Consider the following 15863-nt stretch of genomic DNA (forward strand, 5'->3'; position numbering starts at 1 on the left):
ACCGATCGGCGCAGTCCCGCGTGTAATAAGTGGCATCTGCAAGATCGGAGGTATGTCATGAATCGCTCAATCATTCCGCCTTGCTTGGTCATCGCGTTCCTTGCGCTGTCACCCGCCAGCGTTGCACTCGCCGATAACCCACACGACGGCACCACCGGACAACCGGGCAAGGAAGCCAGTGACAACCCCGCCTTGAAGCCACCAGGCTTCAGCACCAGTGGCTTCGCCAACGCGGAGCAGCATTACGCCGGAAGCGAATTAAATCCGAACAGGGGAAACCCCGACAAGGCCGTGAGCCAGTACGACGTCGCCGGCTTCCAGTGGTGCCGGCACCATTCTGCTGATACTTCTGGTTGTTAGTAGCTACGCCCGGGGCTAGCCGGTCCCGACGCGAGCGGCCGGTCGCGGCGCGTTGCAGGAAGCGCGCCCCGCCCGCCCGGGTCGGCGTGGAACGTTTGCGACCGCGTGTTTACACCGTCGCGAATCTGGTCGATGCCGACCTCGGACCAGTCCGCGCCCGGCTCAACATGAGCTAATCTGCTGCCCTTGCGGTCCTGTGGACGGCACCTCAGGTAAGAATCAGAGCGCTTTCGTCGACGGTGCCTCCACTATGTCGCCTCGATAACGCTCGAAAAGACTCAAGAACTCAGCACGCTCGGACTCAGGCACATCGTTTTTCACCAGGGCGGAAGTTGCATGCTGCATGTTCGCAACCCACTCCGCTTCCGAAATATTGAGGCCCGCATGAGATGTCTTCATGTCACGGCCGATGTAGATACATGGGCCGCCGCTGAGCTGGCAGATCTGGTCGACCAAGAGCTGTCGGGCCCGGTTGTGTGAGTCGATACTGCGACCTGCGCCGAACCGAACGAAGGCCGGATCCCCCCGCAGGGTTGTGAACATGTCATCGACCACCTTGGCGATGATGTCGTAGCCACCCAGCCTGCGGTAAAGAGTGCTCTCTGCGTCGGCCATTGATGCCCCCACAAGTGAATCGGACGTCTTGAAACGGTAAGTCAGTCGCGCAGTCACGATCGTGGATTCCGTCGAAAATCCACACACGCGGACATCCGCTATGTCGTTACGTTAGCTGTCGCAATCGCTCGCCTCGACCTGTGAAGGCTCGCTCGCTAACTGCTTTGAATTCGAGGCAAAATCACCTTCGCCACGGCGACTGACCGTTCTCGTTGGTCGTTGTCTCGGGCGAGCGCGACGCTGAAGCCGTGCGCGGAGTCTGCTTTGACGTAGAGCCAACCACCCGACTGCCCTGGGACGGTTCCATAAATCGCCCGTTGGCCCAATCCCGGCACGTCTTGACCAACACCCTGGGGATCCGCTCTGACCCTCGAAATCTGTGCGTCGAAGTCGCTGCCGTACAGATCGACGCTGACAGCCACTTGATAGTCCGCGTTCACCGGCGCATCTGTGTAGATGCAGCCAGGGTGCTCCATGCCGACCACACTGTTATCGGTGCTCTCGTCTACCGCGATTCCGCTGGCCTCCGCGATTTCGGCTGCTGTAGCAAAACGGCAGCCGTCCTGCCTTGAAGACGATGTTTGGCTGCCGGACTGGTGAGCTGCGGATTGGCCATCACTAGTACAGCCAGCGACCGGCAGCGCCATCGCGGCGGCCGCGAAGGACGCCAGCAATAGCGATTTCCAATGCGAAATTTTCACCGCGCCAAGTTTGACACGGCGCGTGTCCGACAAGTCGTTACTCCCGTTCAGTAGCCACACCAGCGGCCGTCGGATGCCGGGCAGAAGAGCCCCTCATCCAGGCCGCCCACGGTCCAGCTGATGGTCTGTGGTGCGCCATCGGCTGATGCGGGCTTCAGCACCATGACCACGGGCTTGCCGGTGCGGTCGTGTGTATCGGCGGTGACGCTTCCCGTCGCCGTATCACCTGACACAGATGTCAACGCGAAGTCCATGTCGGCGTAGGGCATGTCGGCCATCGAACAGCTCTTGCACGCCGTCATGTCCGCGTAGTGGAACCGGCCATGGCCGTGGGTATCGATGTCGACGCTCTCTCGCTTTCCGACCCAGCTGCCGACGAACGGGGATAGACCGGGTGGGTCAGCCGGGGCGGCCGCGGCGCATCCGAGCATTGCTCCCATGCCGGCGAGACACAATGCGGCGCAAGCGAATGCCGTCTTTGCCAAAGGAACTCACTTCGTCTCGTAGCGCGGGAACACACCGGTCGGTGCCGGCAGCGATACACCCGGTGCGAGCCTAATGCCGATCGCTGTGAACGAGCGCTGGTCGGCGGGCTGACCGAGCAGGTCGAGCAGTCTGGCCGACGCCTCGGGCATCACCGGCTGAGAGAGCAGCGCGGCGATGCGCACCACCTCCAGCGTCGTGTAGAGCACAGTACGGAAGCGAGCCTGGTCGGCCGGGTTCTCCGACTTGCGCAGCACCCACGGCTCCTGGGCGGAGAAGTACCTGTTGGCCGCGCCGAGCACGAGCCAGATCGCTTCCAGCGCCAGGTGCATCGCCTGGGCGTCGAAATGCGCACGCGCTCGGTCCAGCAGGGCGTCGGCCTGACTCAGCAGGTCGCGGTCATCGTCATTCAGAGCGGTCGGTTCCGGCACCACGCCGTCGAGGTTGCGGGCCACCATCGACAGAGAGCGCTGAGCGAGGTTGCCGAACTCGTTGGCCAGGTCGGCGTTGATCCGCGTGATGATCCCGTCTTCGGTGTAGCTGCCGTCCTGACCGAACGGAACCTCACGCAGGAGGAAGTAGCGCAGTTGGTCGACGCCGAATTCGTCGACCAGTGCGGTGGGATCGACGACGTTGCCGACGGACTTACTCATCTTGACGCCTTGGTTCAGCAGGAAGCCGTGGGCGAAAACCCTTCGGGGAAGCTCGATTCCGGCCGACATCAGGAACGCGGGCCAGTACACCGCATGGAACCGGATGATGTCCTTGCCGATCATGTGCAGATCCGCGGGCCAGAATCGGCGGAACCTTTCCGACGACGTGTCCGGAAATCCGACGCCGGTGAGGTAGTTGGTCAGCGCGTCTACCCAGACGTACATGACGTGATCGGGGTGATCGGGCACCGGCACGCCCCAGTCGAACGTCGTCCTGGAGATCGAAAAATCCCGCAGGCCACCGGAGACGAAGCTGACCACCTCGTTGCGGCGCACATCCGGGCCGATGAACTCGGGGTGCGCCTTGTAGTGGGCGAGCAGTTTGTCGGTGTAGGCCGAGAGCCGGAAGAAGTAGGTCTCTTCTTCGGTCCACGTGACCGGCGCGCCTGAATCGACGGCGACGCGCGTCCCTTCGGGTTCGACCCTGGTCTCGTCCTCGTTGACGAAGCTCTCGTCGCGAATCGAATACCAACCTGCGTACTTGTCCAGGTAGATGTCGCCGGCGTCGTACATTCGCTGCCAGATCACCTTCGAGGCTTCGAGGTGGTCGGCGTCGGTGGTGCGGATGAATCGGTCGTAGGAGATGTCGAGGCGGTCATACAACCGCTGGAAGACGTCGGAATTGCGCCGGGCCAGCTGCGCGGTCGGCAGGCCCTCGGCCACCGCCGCCTCTTGCATCTTCAGCCCGTGCTCGTCGGTGCCGGTCAGAAAGCGCACGTCGAAACCGTCGAGCCGCTTGAACCGCGCGATCGCGTCGGTGGCGACTTTCTCGTAGGCATGGCCGATGTGCGGCGCGCCGTTCGGATAGTCGATCGCCGTCGTGACGTAGAAGGTCCCCGGGGTGCGCGGGCCCGCGCCGGGGGAAGGATCAGCAGCCATTTCGACGTCAACCTTATGGTGTGGCTGTGCCCCGTTCGACCGACCGTCCGGCGCCCCCGGCTCCCGAGCCACTCGCTCCCCTCGTGGACGCGCACACGCATTTGGACGCGTGCGGGGCCAATGACGCGGCCAGCGTGCAGGCCATCCTGGACCGGGCCGAGGCCGTCGGCGTCGCGGCTGCCGTCACCATCGCCGACGACATGGCGTCCGCGCGATGGGTGGTGCAGGCCGCCCAGATGGATCCCCGCGTGTACGCGGCGGTGGCACTGCACCCGACGCGCGCCGATGCGCTCACCGACGCCGCGCGCGTGGAACTGGAGTCGCTGGCGGCCGATCCGCGGGTGGTAGCTATCGGCGAAACGGGAATGGACATGTATTGGCCGGGGCGGCTCGACGGATGCGCGGCGCCCGCGGTGCAGGCCGACGCGTTCGCCTGGCACATCGACCTGGCCAAGAGGACACGCAAGCCGCTGATGATCCACAACCGCGACGCCGACCGGGAGGTGCTGGACGTGCTGCGGGCGGAGGGTGCGCCGGAGACCGTGATCTTCCACTGCTTCTCCTCGGATGCCGAGATGGCCCGCACCTGCCTGGACGCCGGCTGGTTCCTCAGCCTGGCGGGCACCGTCAGCTTCAAGAACGCGACCGCGCTCCAGGACGCCGCGCGGCTGATTCCGCCCGGCCAACTGCTGGTGGAGACCGACGCGCCGTTTCTCACGCCGCACCCGTTCCGCGGCGCTCCCAACGAGCCCTACTGCCTGCCGTACACGGTTCGGGCACTGGCGGAGCTGACCGGACGGGCCGCCCAACAGCTCGCCGCGGATACCACAGCAAACGCGAAGCGGGTATACGGCCTCACTCTGTGAAATGTGACCCAGGCCTCAAGTGCCACTTTAGATTTGCCTCTGGTTAGGGCCTTCGTTACCGTCTTGTGATCGGATTTAGGGCCGAAGCGCCTACCAATTGACGTCGACAGGTCGGGATAGACGCCGCTTGAATGCTTTAACCAGATTGCACCAAAACAACTCCCTGCTCCTACGCACGCTCGTAGGCGCACTTCTTCTGGCCCTCGTGTTCGCCGGGGGCTATGCGGTTTCGGCGCACAAGACCCTCACGCTCAACGTCGACGGTTCGACCATGACCGTGTCGACGATGAAGTCGCGGGTGATCGACGTCGTCCAGGAGAACGGCTTCAGCGTCGGCGACCGCGACGATCTCGCCCCGGGCGGCGATCAGCCGGTACGCGAGGCGGGCACGATCGTGCTGCGCCGCAGCCGCCCACTGCAGGTATCGATGGACGGCAACGAGAGCCGGCAGGTGTGGACCACCGCCGCGACAGTCGACGAGGCACTCCAACAGCTGTCGATGGCCGATTCGGCACCCGCGGCCGCGTCGCGGGCCAGCCGGCTGCCGCTGGAGGGCATGGCGCTGCCGGTGGTGAGCCCGAAGAACGTTCATCTTGACGACGGTGGTGTGATGACCGAGCGTCGGCTCGCGGCGCCCACGGTGGCCGGTCTGCTGGCCTCCTTGGGCACGCCGCTGCAGCAAGCGGACAAGGTGGTGCCTTCGCCGCAGACCCCGGTCACCGAGGGGATGACCGTGGTCGTAACGCGGGTTCGGATCGAGAACGTGACTGCGCGGATGCCCTTGCCTCCGCCCGCTCAGACGAACCCGGACCCGACGATGAACATGAGCCGGCGGGTGGTCGAGGACCCGGGCACCCCTGGCGACCAGAACGTGACGTTCGCGGTGTCGCTCGTCAACGGTGTGGAGACCGGGCGCCTGCCCGTCGCCAACGAGGTGATCACGCCCGCGCGTCCGTCGGTGGTACGGATCGGCGCGAAGCCCGGTACCGAGGTGCCGCCCGTCTCCAGCGGCGGAACCTGGGATGCGCTGGCTCGGTGCGAGGCAGGCGGAAACTGGGCGATCAACACGGGCAACGGCTTCTACGGCGGTGTTCAGTTCGACCAGAACACCTGGGAACGCAGCGGCGGCCTGCGCTACGCCCCGCGCGCCGACCTGGCCACCCGCGAGGAGCAGATCGCCATCGCAAGCGTGACTCAATCACGTCAGGGGTGGGGCGCCTGGCCCGTATGCGGCGCCCGACTGGGGTCGCGCTGACGGTCCGGCTCCTCGGCCGTTCCGAGATTCGTCGGCTGGCGAAAGAACTGGATCTTCGCCCGCGAAAATCGTTGGGCCAGAACTTCGTACACGACGGCAACACCGTTCGTCGGATCGCGTCGGCCTCAGGGGTGGGCCGTGGTGACCATGTGCTCGAAGTGGGTCCCGGCCTCGGGTCGCTGACGCTGGGTCTGCTCGACAGGGGCTCGGCGGTGACGGCCGTGGAGGTCGATCCCGTCCTTGCCGAGCGGCTGCCGCAGACGATCGGCGAGAACTCGAGCACCGAGGGCCAGCGGCTCGTCGTGCAGAACCGCGACATCCTCACACTGCGGCGCGCCGACGTCGACTCCGAAGACGGGCTGCCCACCGCGCTGGTCGCCAACCTGCCGTACAACATCGCCGTCCCCGCGTTGTTGCACGTGCTCGCCGAGTTCCCCTCGATTCAGTTGGTGCTGGTGATGGTGCAAGCCGAAGTCGCGGACCGCCTGATCGCCGGGCCGGGCGGCAGAGACTACGGCGTTCCGAGCGTCAAGGTTCGCTTCTTCGGGGATGTCCGCCGGGCCGGGATGGTGCCGCCGACGGTGTTCTGGCCGGTGCCCCGGGTGTACTCCGGGCTGGTCCGGATCGACAGGCACAAGAACCCGCCATGGCCGACGGACGAGACATTCCGCCGAGGGGTGTTCGAGCTCATCGACATCGCGTTCGCCCAGCGGCGCAAGACCGTGCGCAATGCGTTCGCGGCTTGGGCAGGCTCCGGCAACGAGTCGGCGCGGCGGCTGCTGTCTGCCAGCATCGACCCGGCACGGCGCGGCGAGACGCTGACGATCGCCGACTTCGTGCGACTCCTGCAGCGTTCAGGCGAATGGCAGCAGCACCCGATGGCCTAGCGCCTGAAAACGCGTGAGATCGCGGTCGCGAACTCGCTGCACGTCGGGTAGCGCAATTCCGGGTCCTTGGCCATGGCCTTGCCGATCACCCCGTCAAATCCACGCGGCAGCCATCGGAAGGTTCGCGACAGATACGGCGGCGGCTCATGAAGCTGGGCGTCGATGAGTGCTGCGGCAGTGCTGGCGACGAAAGGTGTTTGGCCCGTGATTAATTCGACGGCAGCGCAGGCGAGAGCGTACTCGTCGCTGGCCGCTGACGGGGCGCGTCCGTGCAGCATCTCCGGGGCAAGATAAGGCAGCGATCCGAACAGGGTCCCGCGAGGTTTGAGGTTGTCCTCGCTCACGGCGTATGCGACACCGAAGTCGATGAGAACCGCACCGCCCTGCGAAAACTGGGTGTGTACAAGCATATTGGTTGGTTTGACATCGCAGTGCACCACTCCGCACTGGTGAGCGTGGTCCAGCGCGCCGGCGACCTGTGCCACCGCGGTCAGGCGTTCGTCGAGATTCTCGAGCGTCGTCGCCGTGCCTCCGTTGACCACCTGCATCGTCAGCCATCCCGGGCCGCGCCGGTACACCTCCACCACATGCGGGTGGCGCACCCGCGCGGCCAGAACGAATTCCCTTTCCAACCGGGCCAATTCGTCGGCGCCGCGCCGATCAGGATTCAGCACCTTCAAAGCGACGGGCCTGCCGTCGCCGTCGGCACGTGCCCGGTACACCGTCGCAGAACCCCCATGGCCGAGTACGTCGTCGACCACGTATCCCTCAAACATGTGCCCAGGCGCCAGCACAGTGTCAGCCTAAGAGCGCCGGTTTCAGCCTCGCCACGATGGGTAAACGCCGACCCAGGGTGGCGGGATGGCCGAGGGGTGCATCTCGCCACTCTCGTCGGCCCGATGCGGCCCGCGGGCGCTAGTCTCGTCCGATGTCCGATGGCAGCACCGCACCCGAATGGGTGGCGAGCGGTTCTGTCACCGTGCGGGTCCCCGGCAAGGTCAATCTGTACCTGGCTGTCGGCGATCAGCGCGACGACGGATACCACGAGCTGACCACGGTGTTCCACGCCGTGTCGCTGCTCGACGAAGTGACCGTGCGCAACGCCGACGCGCTGTCCGTCGAGGTCACCGGCGAGGGTGCAGACACCCTGCCCGCCGACGAACGCAACATCGCCTGGCAGGCCGCAGAAGTGATCGCCGAGCATGTCGGGCGCTCACCCGACGTGGAGATCTCGATCGAGAAGTCGATTCCCGTCGCCGGTGGCATGGCCGGCGGGAGCGCCGACGCCGCCGCGGTGCTGGTGGGCATCAACCACCTGTGGGAGATCGGGGTTCCGCGCCGCGACCTGCACGCGCTGGCCGCCCAGCTTGGCAGCGACGTGCCGTTCGCATTGCACGGCGGAACGGCGCTGGGCACTGGCCGTGGGGAAGAACTCGCGACGGTATTGGCCCGCAACACCTTTCACTGGGTGCTCGCATTCTCGGCCGGCGGCCTGTCAGCGCCGGCGGTGTTCGCGGAGATCGACAGGTTGCGCGATGTCGGCAACCCACCGCGGCTGGACGATGCCGAGCCACTTCTCGCGGCGCTGGCCGCCGGCGATCCCCACGAGCTGGCGTCCGTGCTGGGCAACGACTTGCAGTCGGCAGCCATCAGCCTCGACCCCGCGCTGCGCCGGACCTTGCGGGCGGGTTCCGATGCCGGCGCGCTTGCTGGCATCGTGTCGGGTTCCGGCCCGACGTGCGCGTTCCTATGCGAGACGGCAGCCGCGGCGATTGACGTAGGAACGCTGCTGGCAGGAGCGGGGGTGTGCCGCACGGTGCGCGTTGCCAGTGGCCCCGTGCCGGGTGCTCGAGTTGTCCCAGCGGCGAACGGAATGTGACGAAGACCTCAAAAACAGGCACCGTGTTTGGCGCCTACTCTAAGAGGAGTTTAAGATCATCGGCGGTGTACGTCAGCGATCGAGAAGCAACTTCGTCGCCCACCTGGGTTCAGGGTGGGCGACAGTCGTACCGCCAGGGTTTTCCCATGGGAACTAGCTGCAACGACGCGGCCGCACGCTGGGGAGAAGCCCCGAATCGTCATCGAACCGCTGCCCAATTGTGTGCGCGCGCCTCCTTCAAACCGTTATCTACCAGGCGCAGCATGAATGTCCGGGCCGTTGCGACGGCGCCGCAGCACCGGCGGCGTCACGCTGAGGAGCTACGTTGCGCTCCCGAACCCAGGAGGTTGCCGTGAGCAGATTCACCGAGAAGATGTACCGCAGCGCCCTGACCACGACCAAGGGCATGGTAACCGGCGAGCCGCACGACCCGGTCCGACACACCTGGGGTGAGGTTCACGAAAAGGCACGCCAGATAGCCGGCGGGCTTGCCGCTGCAGGTGTCGGGCCCGGGGACGCGGTCGGCGTGCTGGCCGGACAGCCGGTGGAGATCGCGCCCACCGCGCAGGGGTTGTGGATGCGCGGCGCGAGCCTGACCATGCTGCATCAGCCCACTCCGCGTACCGACCTGGCCGTATGGGCCGAGGACACGATGACGGTCATCAGCATGATCGAGGCCAAGGCCGTGATCGTGTCGGAGCCGTTCATGGTGGCCATCCCGGTGCTCGAGGAGAAGGGCATCCACGTCATCACCGTCACCGACCTGCTGACCGCGGACCCGATAGACCCGGTCGAGGTGGGCGAGGACGACCTGGCGCTGATGCAGCTGACGTCGGGCTCGACGGGGTCCCCTAAAGCCGTCCAGATCACTCACCGCAACATCTACTCCAACGCCGAGGCCATGTTCATCGGCGCGCAGTACGAGATCGACCGTGACGTGATGGTCAGCTGGCTGCCGTGCGTCCACGACATGGGCATGGTCGGCTTCCTGACCATCCCGATGTACTTCGGTGCTGAGCTGGTCAAGGTCACCCCGATGGACTTCCTGCGCGACACGCTGCTGTGGGCCAAGCTCATCGACAAATACAAGGGCACGATGACCGCCGCGCCGAACTTCGCCTACGCGCTGCTGGCCAAGCGGCTGCGCAGGCAGGCCAAGCCTGGCGAGTTCGACCTGTCGACGCTGCGCTTCGCGCTGTCGGGTGCGGAGCCCGTCGACCCGGCCGACGTCGAGGACCTGCTCGACGCGGGCAAGCCGTTCGGCCTGCGGCCTTCGGCGATCCTGCCGGCGTATGGCATGGCCGAGACGACGCTCGCGGTGTCGTTCTCCGAGTGCGACGCCGGTCTTGTGGTCGACGAGGTCGACGCCGATCTGCTGGCCGCACTGCGCCGCGCCGTGCCTGCTACTAAGGGCAACACTCGCAGGCTGGCCACTCTCGGACCGCTGCTCAAGGATCTCGAGGCCCGCATCATCGACGAGCACGGTGACGTCATGCCCGCGCGCGGAGTGGGTGTCATCGAGCTGCGCGGTGAGTCGCTGACGCCGGGTTACCTCACGATGGGCGGCTTCATCCCGGCCCAGGATGAGCACGGCTGGTATGACACCGGTGACCTCGGCTACATGATGGAGAACGGGCACATCGTGGTGTGCGGGCGCGTCAAGGACGTCATCATCATGGCCGGGCGCAACATCTATCCCACCGACATCGAACGGGCCGCCGGCCGCGTCCAAGGCGTGCGTCCCGGGTGCGCTGTCGCGGTACGGCTGGACGCCGGGCATTCCCGCGAGACATTCGCGGTGGCAGTCGAGTCCAACGCCTGGGAGGATCCGGCCGAGGTTCGCCGCATCGAACACGAGGTCGCACACGAGGTCGTCAGGGAAGTCGACCTCCGGCCGCGCAACGTCGTTGTCCTCGGTCCGGGAACGATCCCGAAGACACCGTCGGGCAAGCTGCGCCGCGCGAACTCCGTCCCGCTGGTCAGCTAGCCCCGCCTCGCGCAGGACTGCCCGCCCGAAAACGGATGGCCGGGTGTCGGCCGGCTCCGATACCGTCGTGCGTATGCCCGGTTCGCATCCGGCCATCGAAGCAATCGATCTGGTCAAGAAATTCGGCGCCGAGGTCGCGGTCGACGGCGTGAGTTTTGCCGTGCCGCAAGGCAGTGTGCTCGGACTGCTGGGGCCCAACGGCGCGGGCAAGACCACCACGGTGCGGATGATGACCACGCTGACCGAGCCCACCAGCGGCACGGCCACGGTCGCCGGCTACGACGTCCGCGAGCAGCCGGACATGGTGCGCCGCAACATGGGACTGACGGGTCAGGTCGCTACAGTCGACGAGCTGTTGACCGGCCGGGAGAACATTCGGATGATCGGCGGGCTCTACGGAATCCGCCGGCGTGACCTTGCCGGGCTGAGTGACCAACTGCTGCACCAGTTTTCGATTGCCGACGCCGCAGACCGTCCGGTCAAGACCTATTCCGGGGGGATGCGCAGGCGCCTCGACCTTGCGGTCAGTCTGCTCGCCAGCCCGCCGGTGCTGTTCCTCGACGAGCCCACCACCGGTCTGGACCCCGGTAGCCGCACCGACCTGTGGGACGTGCTGCGTGAGCTGGTGGCTGACGGCACCACGCTGCTGCTCACCACGCAGTACCTGGAGGAGGCCGATCAGCTCGCCGACGCGATCGTGGTGATGGACAAGGGGCAAATCATCGCCGAAGGCACACCGCTGCAACTGAAACAGCGGGCGGGCAGTGCCAGCCTGGTGGTGACGGTGTCGCGCGCCGACGATCTCCCGGTCGCGACTGCGCTGCTGCGCAGAACCGGGTCGGAGGTGTTCGTCGACGCCGGACGGCGCCAGCTGACCGCGGCGGCCGATGGCCTGGACACCATGACCCGCGTCGCGGCGTGGCTGCGTGACAGCGGCATCGACGTCGACGACATCGGTCTGTCGCGGCCCAGCCTCGATGACGTTTTTCTGTCACTCACCGGTCATCGGGCCGAACCCGAGGCCGCAGAGGAGGAGTCGGCATGACCACCGAGATTGGCATGTCTTCCTCCTCGCGTGCGGGCACTCAGCGGCCGCCCACCCGACCGGACCGGCCGCCTACTCATCCCACGAATCTCGCGCAGCAGACATGGATCATGGTCAAGCGCAACATGATCCACACCAAACGCATGCCCGAGATGCTGAGCGACGTGACCACGCAGCCCATCATGTTCGTGCTGCTGTTCGCGTTCGTGTTCGGAGCCTCGATCACCAACACGGGGGGCCCGTCCTACCGGGAGTTCCTGCTGCCCGGGATCCAGGCGCAGACCATTGTCTTCTCGGCGTTCGTCGTCGCGGCTGGAATCACCAACGACATCGAGAAGGGCATCATCGACCGGTTCCGGTCGCTGCCGATCGCGCGCTCGTCGGTGCTGATCGGTCGCAGCGTGGCCAGCCTCATCCATTCCTCGCTCGGCATCGTGGTGATGGCACTGACCGGGCTGGCCATCGGGTGGCGCATCCGCGGCAGCGTCGCCGAGGCGGCGTTGGCGTTCCTGTTGGTGCTGGTATTCGGATTCGGCATCATCTGGTTCGGCATTCTGATCGGGTCGCTGATGCGCTCCGTCGAGGCGGTCAACGGCGTGATGTTCACGGTGCTGTTCCCGATTACGTTCCTGGCCAACACGTTTGCGCCGACCGAGCCAATGACGCACTGGCTTCGGGTGATCGCCGAATGGAACCCGGTGTCGTCGCTGGCTCAGGCCATGCGCGAACTCTGGGGCAACGGGCCGCCCGCGCCGCCGAGCGCGCAGCTGCCGCTGCATCACCCGGTGCTCTCGACGGTCATCTGGTCGCTGGTGTTGACGGCCGTGTTCGCGCCGGTGGCGCTGCGCGCGTACTCGCGCCGGACCGCCGACTGACCGCGCTGTCCTATGGGACGGTGTTACGACTTGATTGTCGAGGTCACGACCTGCTGGTCCAGAAGTTCACGGACCGATGATCGTGTGCCATAGGGCCGCAGCATCTGGCTGGCCGGCCGCGGACGCACGATTTGCGGCCACCAGAACCAGCGCCCCAGCAAGGTGGCGATGGACGGTGTCATGAATGAGCGCACGATCAGCGTGTCGAAGACCAGTCCGAGACCGATCGTGGTGCCGATCTGGCCGAGAATCCGCAAGTCGCTGAAGATGAACGCCGACATGGTGGCGGCGAACACCAGGCCCGCCGCAGTGACCACGCCGCCGGTGCCGGCCATCGCCCGCACGATGCCCGTCTTCAAGCCGGCGTCGATCTCCTCTTTGAATCGAGAGATCAGCAGCAGGTTGTAGTCCGAACCCACGGCCAGTAACAGGATGACGGCCAGCGCCAACACCACCCAGTACAGCTGGATGCCGAACATGTACTGCCACACCAGAACTGACAGGCCGAACGACGCGCCCAAGGACAGCGCGACGGTGCCGACGATCACCAGTGCGGCGACGATGCTGCGGGTGATCAGCATCATGATCAGAAGGATCAGGCTCAGCGCCGCGATGCCGGCGATCATCAGGTCGTACTTGGCGCCGTCTTGGATGTCTTTGTAGGTCGCCGCGGTGCCGCCAAGGTAGATGTGCGAGCCCGCCAACGGGGTGCCCTTCACTGCTTCTACCGCTGCGTGCTTGATCGCCTCGATATGCGAGATACCCTCCGGCGTAGCGGGATCACCGTCATGGGTGATGATCATCCGTGCCGCCTTGCCGTCCGGCGACAAGAACAGTTTCAGCCCGCGCAGGAACTCAGAGTTGCTGAACGCCTCGGGCGGAAGATAGAACGTGTCGTCGGTCTTGGACGCGTCGAAGGCCCGGCCCAACGCGGTCGCGTTCTCCAGCGCCGCCTCGGTCTGGTTGTAGATCCCCGACTGGGTGGCGTAGTTCGTCATCGTCAGGTCGCGGTTGGCCTGCTGGGTCTTGATCTGCTGCGGCAACAGCGCCAGCAGCTTCGGCTGCAGGGCATCCAACTTGTCAAGACTGGCCGTGACGTTGCCCAACTGCTCTGTCAACGCGTCGATGCCGTCGAGCGCGTCGAAGGTCGATCGCAGTGCCCAGCAGACCGGGATATCGAAACAGTGTGGCTCCCAATAGAAGTAATTACGCAGCGGCCGGAAGAAGTCGTCGAAGTTGGCGATCTTGTCCCGCAGGTCCTGGGTCACCGCGACGGTCTCGTGGAACGCTTGAACCTGCTCGTGCGTGGCATCGGCGCTTTGTTGTTGCAGGGAATACTGCTGGCGCAGTATTCCGATCGTCTTGTCGATCTCGGCGACTTGCTTGAGCAAGTCCGCGGCGCGGTCCTGCTGGTAGGGCAGGTTCTGGATCTGGCCGAGGCTCTGCGTGCTGATCTGGAACGGAATCGAGGAGTGTTCCAGGGGCGTGCCCAGCGGTCTGGTGATCGACTGCACCAGCGCGACTCCGGGCGTATGGAACACCGCCCTGGCGACTCGTTCCAACAGAATCATGTCGGTCGGATTGCGCATGTCGTGGTCAGTCTCGACCATCAGCAACTCGGGATTCAGTCGGGCAGTAGGGAAATGCCGCTCGGCGGCGGTATAGCCGACGTTGGCCGGCGCATGGGCCGGCATGTAGGGACGGTCGTTGTAGCTGGTCTTGTATCCGGGCAGGGCCAGCAGGCCGATCAGAGCCACCGCGAGTGAGGCGACGAGGATGGGTCCGGGCCAACGCACGATGGCGGTGCCGATCCGTCGCCAACCGCGAGTCCGTGTCTTGCGCTTGGGGTCGAGCAGACCGAAGCGGCTGCCCAGGAAGAGCACGGCTGGCGCCAGCGTGAGTGCTGCCGCCAGTGCGACCAGGATGCCGATGGCCGCCGGGATGCCCAGGCTCTGGAAATACGGCAGCCGGGTGAAGCTCAGGCAGTACACCGCGCCTGCAACGGTGAGGCCTGACCCAAGAACCACGTGTGCTGTGCCGTGATAGGTGTCGTAGTAAGCGCTTTCACGATCCTCGTCGTTGCTTCTGGTTTCGTGATAGCGGCCAAGGAAGAAGATCGCGTAGTCCGTGCCGGCCGCGATCACCAGCAACGTGAGAATGTTCGTCGAGTACGTCGAGAGCCCGATGATCCCGGAGTTGGCCAGGAAGGACACGACTCCACGGGCGGCGGCCATCTCGACGAGCACAGTGACGAGCACGAGGATCATGGTGAGGATCGAGCGATAGACAATGAGCAGCATCACGGCGATCACCAGAACCGTGAGGCCGGTCACGAAAGCGGTGCTCTCGCTGCCGACCTGGAATTGGTCGGCGATCTGAGGGGCGGGGCCTGCGACGTACGCCTTGAGCCCTTGCGGCGGCGGCGTGTGGTTGACGATGTCGCGGACAGCGTTCACGGATTCCAGGCTCTGGGCCTCGCCCTGGTTACCGTGCAGGTACACCTGCACGTAGGCAGCCTTGCCGTCGGAGCTCTGCGATCCAGCAGCGGTGAGAGGATCACCCCAGAAGTCCGTAATGTGCTGAACATGCTTGTGATCCTGCGCAATTCGCTGGATCAGTGTGTCGTAGTACTGGTGTGCTTGCGCGCCGAGGGGCTGGTCCCCTTCAAGCACAATCATTGCGACGCTGTCGGTATCGAACTCGTGGAACACCTGGCCGATGTGTTTCATGGCTTGCAGCGACGGCGCGGCCGGCGAGCTCAGCGCCACGTTGTGCTGTTCGCCGACCTTCTCCAGCTGCGGTACGAAGATGTTCGACACTGCCGCAAGTGCCAGCCAGAACAACACGATCGGCACTGCGAGAAACGTGATGCCGCGCGCGATTCGGTGATTCAGCGACTGGGGCGGGGTCTGATGGTCGCTCATCCCGACTTGTCCAGGCAGTAGGTGTAGCCGTTCAACGTGGCGACCGATCTCTCGTCTTTGACCACATTGTCGATCGTGATTCGGCACCCGATCGTATCGCTATTGCCTTGTGCCACAACATTGACGAAGACCGCGGGATCGGTGGTGGTCTTGTCATACGACCATGGCAGGACCGCGTCGTCGACGCGCTGCGGTTGAGCGTCGATGTCGACGTAGTTGATCGTCGCGACCGTGCCGGCCCGAACACCTCGAGGACCACGCGTTTGGGGTTGAATGGCACGATCTGGTCGGCGAGCCGTGACCAACACCATCCAACGACGCCTGACCAGGCTGGCCAATGAAATCCGGTGCACCCGCGAGCCTTTCGATAGCCGGCGTGACGGTCGCTGGTTAA

At 65.3% G+C, this 15863-nt stretch carries 14 protein-coding genes and 1 pseudogene; 8 read left to right on the forward strand and 7 right to left on the reverse strand.

The window, feature by feature from the left end:
• The first annotated feature begins 57 nt into the window (after nt 1–57).
• Nucleotides 58–360, forward strand: a complete 303-nt coding sequence (locus QOH60_RS16855; RefSeq protein ID WP_526422377.1) for a hypothetical protein — start codon at nt 58–60, stop codon at nt 358–360.
• 219 nt (nt 361–579) lie between these two features.
• Here the strand turns inward: QOH60_RS16855 and QOH60_RS16860 are convergent, their stop codons facing one another.
• From QOH60_RS16860 to metG, 4 genes are all read right to left on the reverse strand, one after another.
• Nucleotides 580–975, reverse strand: coding sequence for a group I truncated hemoglobin (locus QOH60_RS16860; protein WP_526422379.1), 396 nt, complete (start codon nt 973–975; stop codon nt 580–582).
• A gap of 155 nt (nt 976–1130) precedes the next feature.
• On the reverse strand, nt 1131–1676 hold the full coding sequence (locus QOH60_RS16865) for a hypothetical protein (protein ID WP_526422381.1): 546 nt from the start codon (nt 1674–1676) through the stop codon (nt 1131–1133).
• Between the two features lie 47 nt (nt 1677–1723).
• Nucleotides 1724–2116 (reverse strand): hypothetical protein, encoded by a 393-nt coding sequence (locus QOH60_RS16870; RefSeq protein WP_526422383.1) that lies wholly within the window; start codon nt 2114–2116, stop codon nt 1724–1726.
• Nucleotides 2117–2167: 51 nt separating this feature from the next.
• A complete protein-coding gene (metG, locus tag QOH60_RS16875) occupies nt 2168–3751 on the reverse strand; it encodes a methionine--tRNA ligase (protein ID WP_526422385.1) in 1584 nt (527 codons plus the stop codon).
• A 26-nt stretch (nt 3752–3777) separates the two neighbouring features.
• Between metG and QOH60_RS16880 the strand changes: the two genes are divergently transcribed.
• The 3 genes from QOH60_RS16880 to rsmA all read left to right on the forward strand — a co-directional run bounded on the left by QOH60_RS16880 (nt 3778) and on the right by rsmA (nt 6759).
• Nucleotides 3778–4617: a TatD family hydrolase gene (locus tag QOH60_RS16880; protein ID WP_526422387.1), complete on the forward strand. Its 840-nt coding sequence runs from the start codon at nt 3778–3780 to the stop codon at nt 4615–4617.
• Between the two features lie 127 nt (nt 4618–4744).
• Nucleotides 4745–5872 carry a transglycosylase family protein gene (locus QOH60_RS16885; RefSeq protein WP_526422389.1) on the forward strand — a complete coding sequence of 376 codons (1128 nt, stop codon included), beginning with the start codon at nt 4745–4747 and terminating at the stop codon, nt 5870–5872.
• Complete coding sequence (gene rsmA / locus QOH60_RS16890; protein ID WP_526422391.1) at nt 5845–6759, forward strand: 16S rRNA (adenine(1518)-N(6)/adenine(1519)-N(6))-dimethyltransferase RsmA; 915 nt, start codon at nt 5845–5847, stop codon at nt 6757–6759. Before QOH60_RS16885 ends, rsmA begins: the two co-directional genes overlap by 28 nt.
• Here the strand turns inward: rsmA and QOH60_RS16895 are convergent.
• Nucleotides 6756–7535 (reverse strand): serine/threonine-protein kinase, encoded by a 780-nt coding sequence (locus QOH60_RS16895; RefSeq protein WP_526422393.1) that lies wholly within the window; start codon nt 7533–7535, stop codon nt 6756–6758. The genes rsmA and QOH60_RS16895 overlap by 4 nt on opposite strands.
• A 152-nt stretch (nt 7536–7687) precedes the next feature.
• Here QOH60_RS16895 and QOH60_RS16900 point away from each other — a divergent pair, with 152 nt between their 5' ends.
• The 4 genes from QOH60_RS16900 (at nt 7688) to QOH60_RS16915 (ending at nt 12545) form a co-directional block, all read left to right on the forward strand.
• Nucleotides 7688–8638, forward strand: coding sequence for a 4-(cytidine 5'-diphospho)-2-C-methyl-D-erythritol kinase (locus QOH60_RS16900; protein ID WP_526422395.1), 951 nt, complete (start codon nt 7688–7690; stop codon nt 8636–8638).
• Between the two features lie 352 nt (nt 8639–8990).
• Nucleotides 8991–10625 (forward strand): fatty acyl-AMP ligase, encoded by a 1635-nt coding sequence (locus tag QOH60_RS16905; RefSeq protein WP_526422397.1) that lies wholly within the window; start codon nt 8991–8993, stop codon nt 10623–10625.
• Between the two features lie 73 nt (nt 10626–10698).
• On the forward strand, nt 10699–11670 hold the full coding sequence (locus QOH60_RS16910) for an efflux ABC transporter ATPase subunit, DrrA-related (RefSeq protein ID WP_526422399.1): 972 nt from the start codon (nt 10699–10701) through the stop codon (nt 11668–11670).
• A gap of 14 nt (nt 11671–11684) precedes the next feature.
• Complete coding sequence (locus QOH60_RS16915; protein ID WP_526422435.1) at nt 11685–12545, forward strand: ABC transporter permease; 861 nt, start codon at nt 11685–11687, stop codon at nt 12543–12545.
• Nucleotides 12546–12568: 23 nt separating this feature from the next.
• Here QOH60_RS16915 and QOH60_RS16920 read toward each other — a convergent pair whose 3' ends face one another.
• Nucleotides 12569–15469 carry an MMPL/RND family transporter gene (locus QOH60_RS16920; protein WP_526422401.1) on the reverse strand — a complete coding sequence of 967 codons (2901 nt, stop codon included), beginning with the start codon at nt 15467–15469 and terminating at the stop codon, nt 12569–12571.
• A pseudogene (locus QOH60_RS16925) lies at nt 15466–15761 on the reverse strand (MmpS family transport accessory protein); the annotation flags it as partial. The gene QOH60_RS16920 and the pseudogene QOH60_RS16925, both read right to left, overlap by 4 nt.
• Between the last annotated feature and the right edge of the window lie 102 nt (nt 15762–15863).

The sequence above is a fragment of the Mycobacterium sp. genome (genome assembly GCF_032159765.1).
In the GTDB taxonomy this organism is placed as follows: Bacteria; Actinomycetota; Actinomycetes; order Mycobacteriales; family Mycobacteriaceae; genus Mycobacterium.

Coding starts and splice junctions, on each gene's coding strand:
- QOH60_RS16855 (WP_526422377.1), top strand. CDS start 58: ATGAATCGCTCAATCATTCCGCCTTGCTTGGTCATCGCGTTCCTTGCG.
- QOH60_RS16895 (WP_526422393.1), bottom strand. CDS start 7,535: ATGTTTGAGGGATACGTGGTCGACGACGTACTCGGCCATGGGGGTTCT.
- QOH60_RS16900 (WP_526422395.1), top strand. CDS start 7,688: ATGTCCGATGGCAGCACCGCACCCGAATGGGTGGCGAGCGGTTCTGTC.
- metG (WP_526422385.1), bottom strand. CDS start 3,751: ATGGCTGCTGATCCTTCCCCCGGCGCGGGCCCGCGCACCCCGGGGACC.
- QOH60_RS16915 (WP_526422435.1), top strand. CDS start 11,685: ATGTCTTCCTCCTCGCGTGCGGGCACTCAGCGGCCGCCCACCCGACCG.
- QOH60_RS16920 (WP_526422401.1), bottom strand. CDS start 15,469: ATGAGCGACCATCAGACCCCGCCCCAGTCGCTGAATCACCGAATCGCG.
- rsmA (WP_526422391.1), top strand. CDS start 5,845: ATGCGGCGCCCGACTGGGGTCGCGCTGACGGTCCGGCTCCTCGGCCGT.
- QOH60_RS16870 (WP_526422383.1), bottom strand. CDS start 2,116: ATGGGAGCAATGCTCGGATGCGCCGCGGCCGCCCCGGCTGACCCACCC.
- QOH60_RS16860 (WP_526422379.1), bottom strand. CDS start 975: ATGGCCGACGCAGAGAGCACTCTTTACCGCAGGCTGGGTGGCTACGAC.
- QOH60_RS16910 (WP_526422399.1), top strand. CDS start 10,699: ATGCCCGGTTCGCATCCGGCCATCGAAGCAATCGATCTGGTCAAGAAA.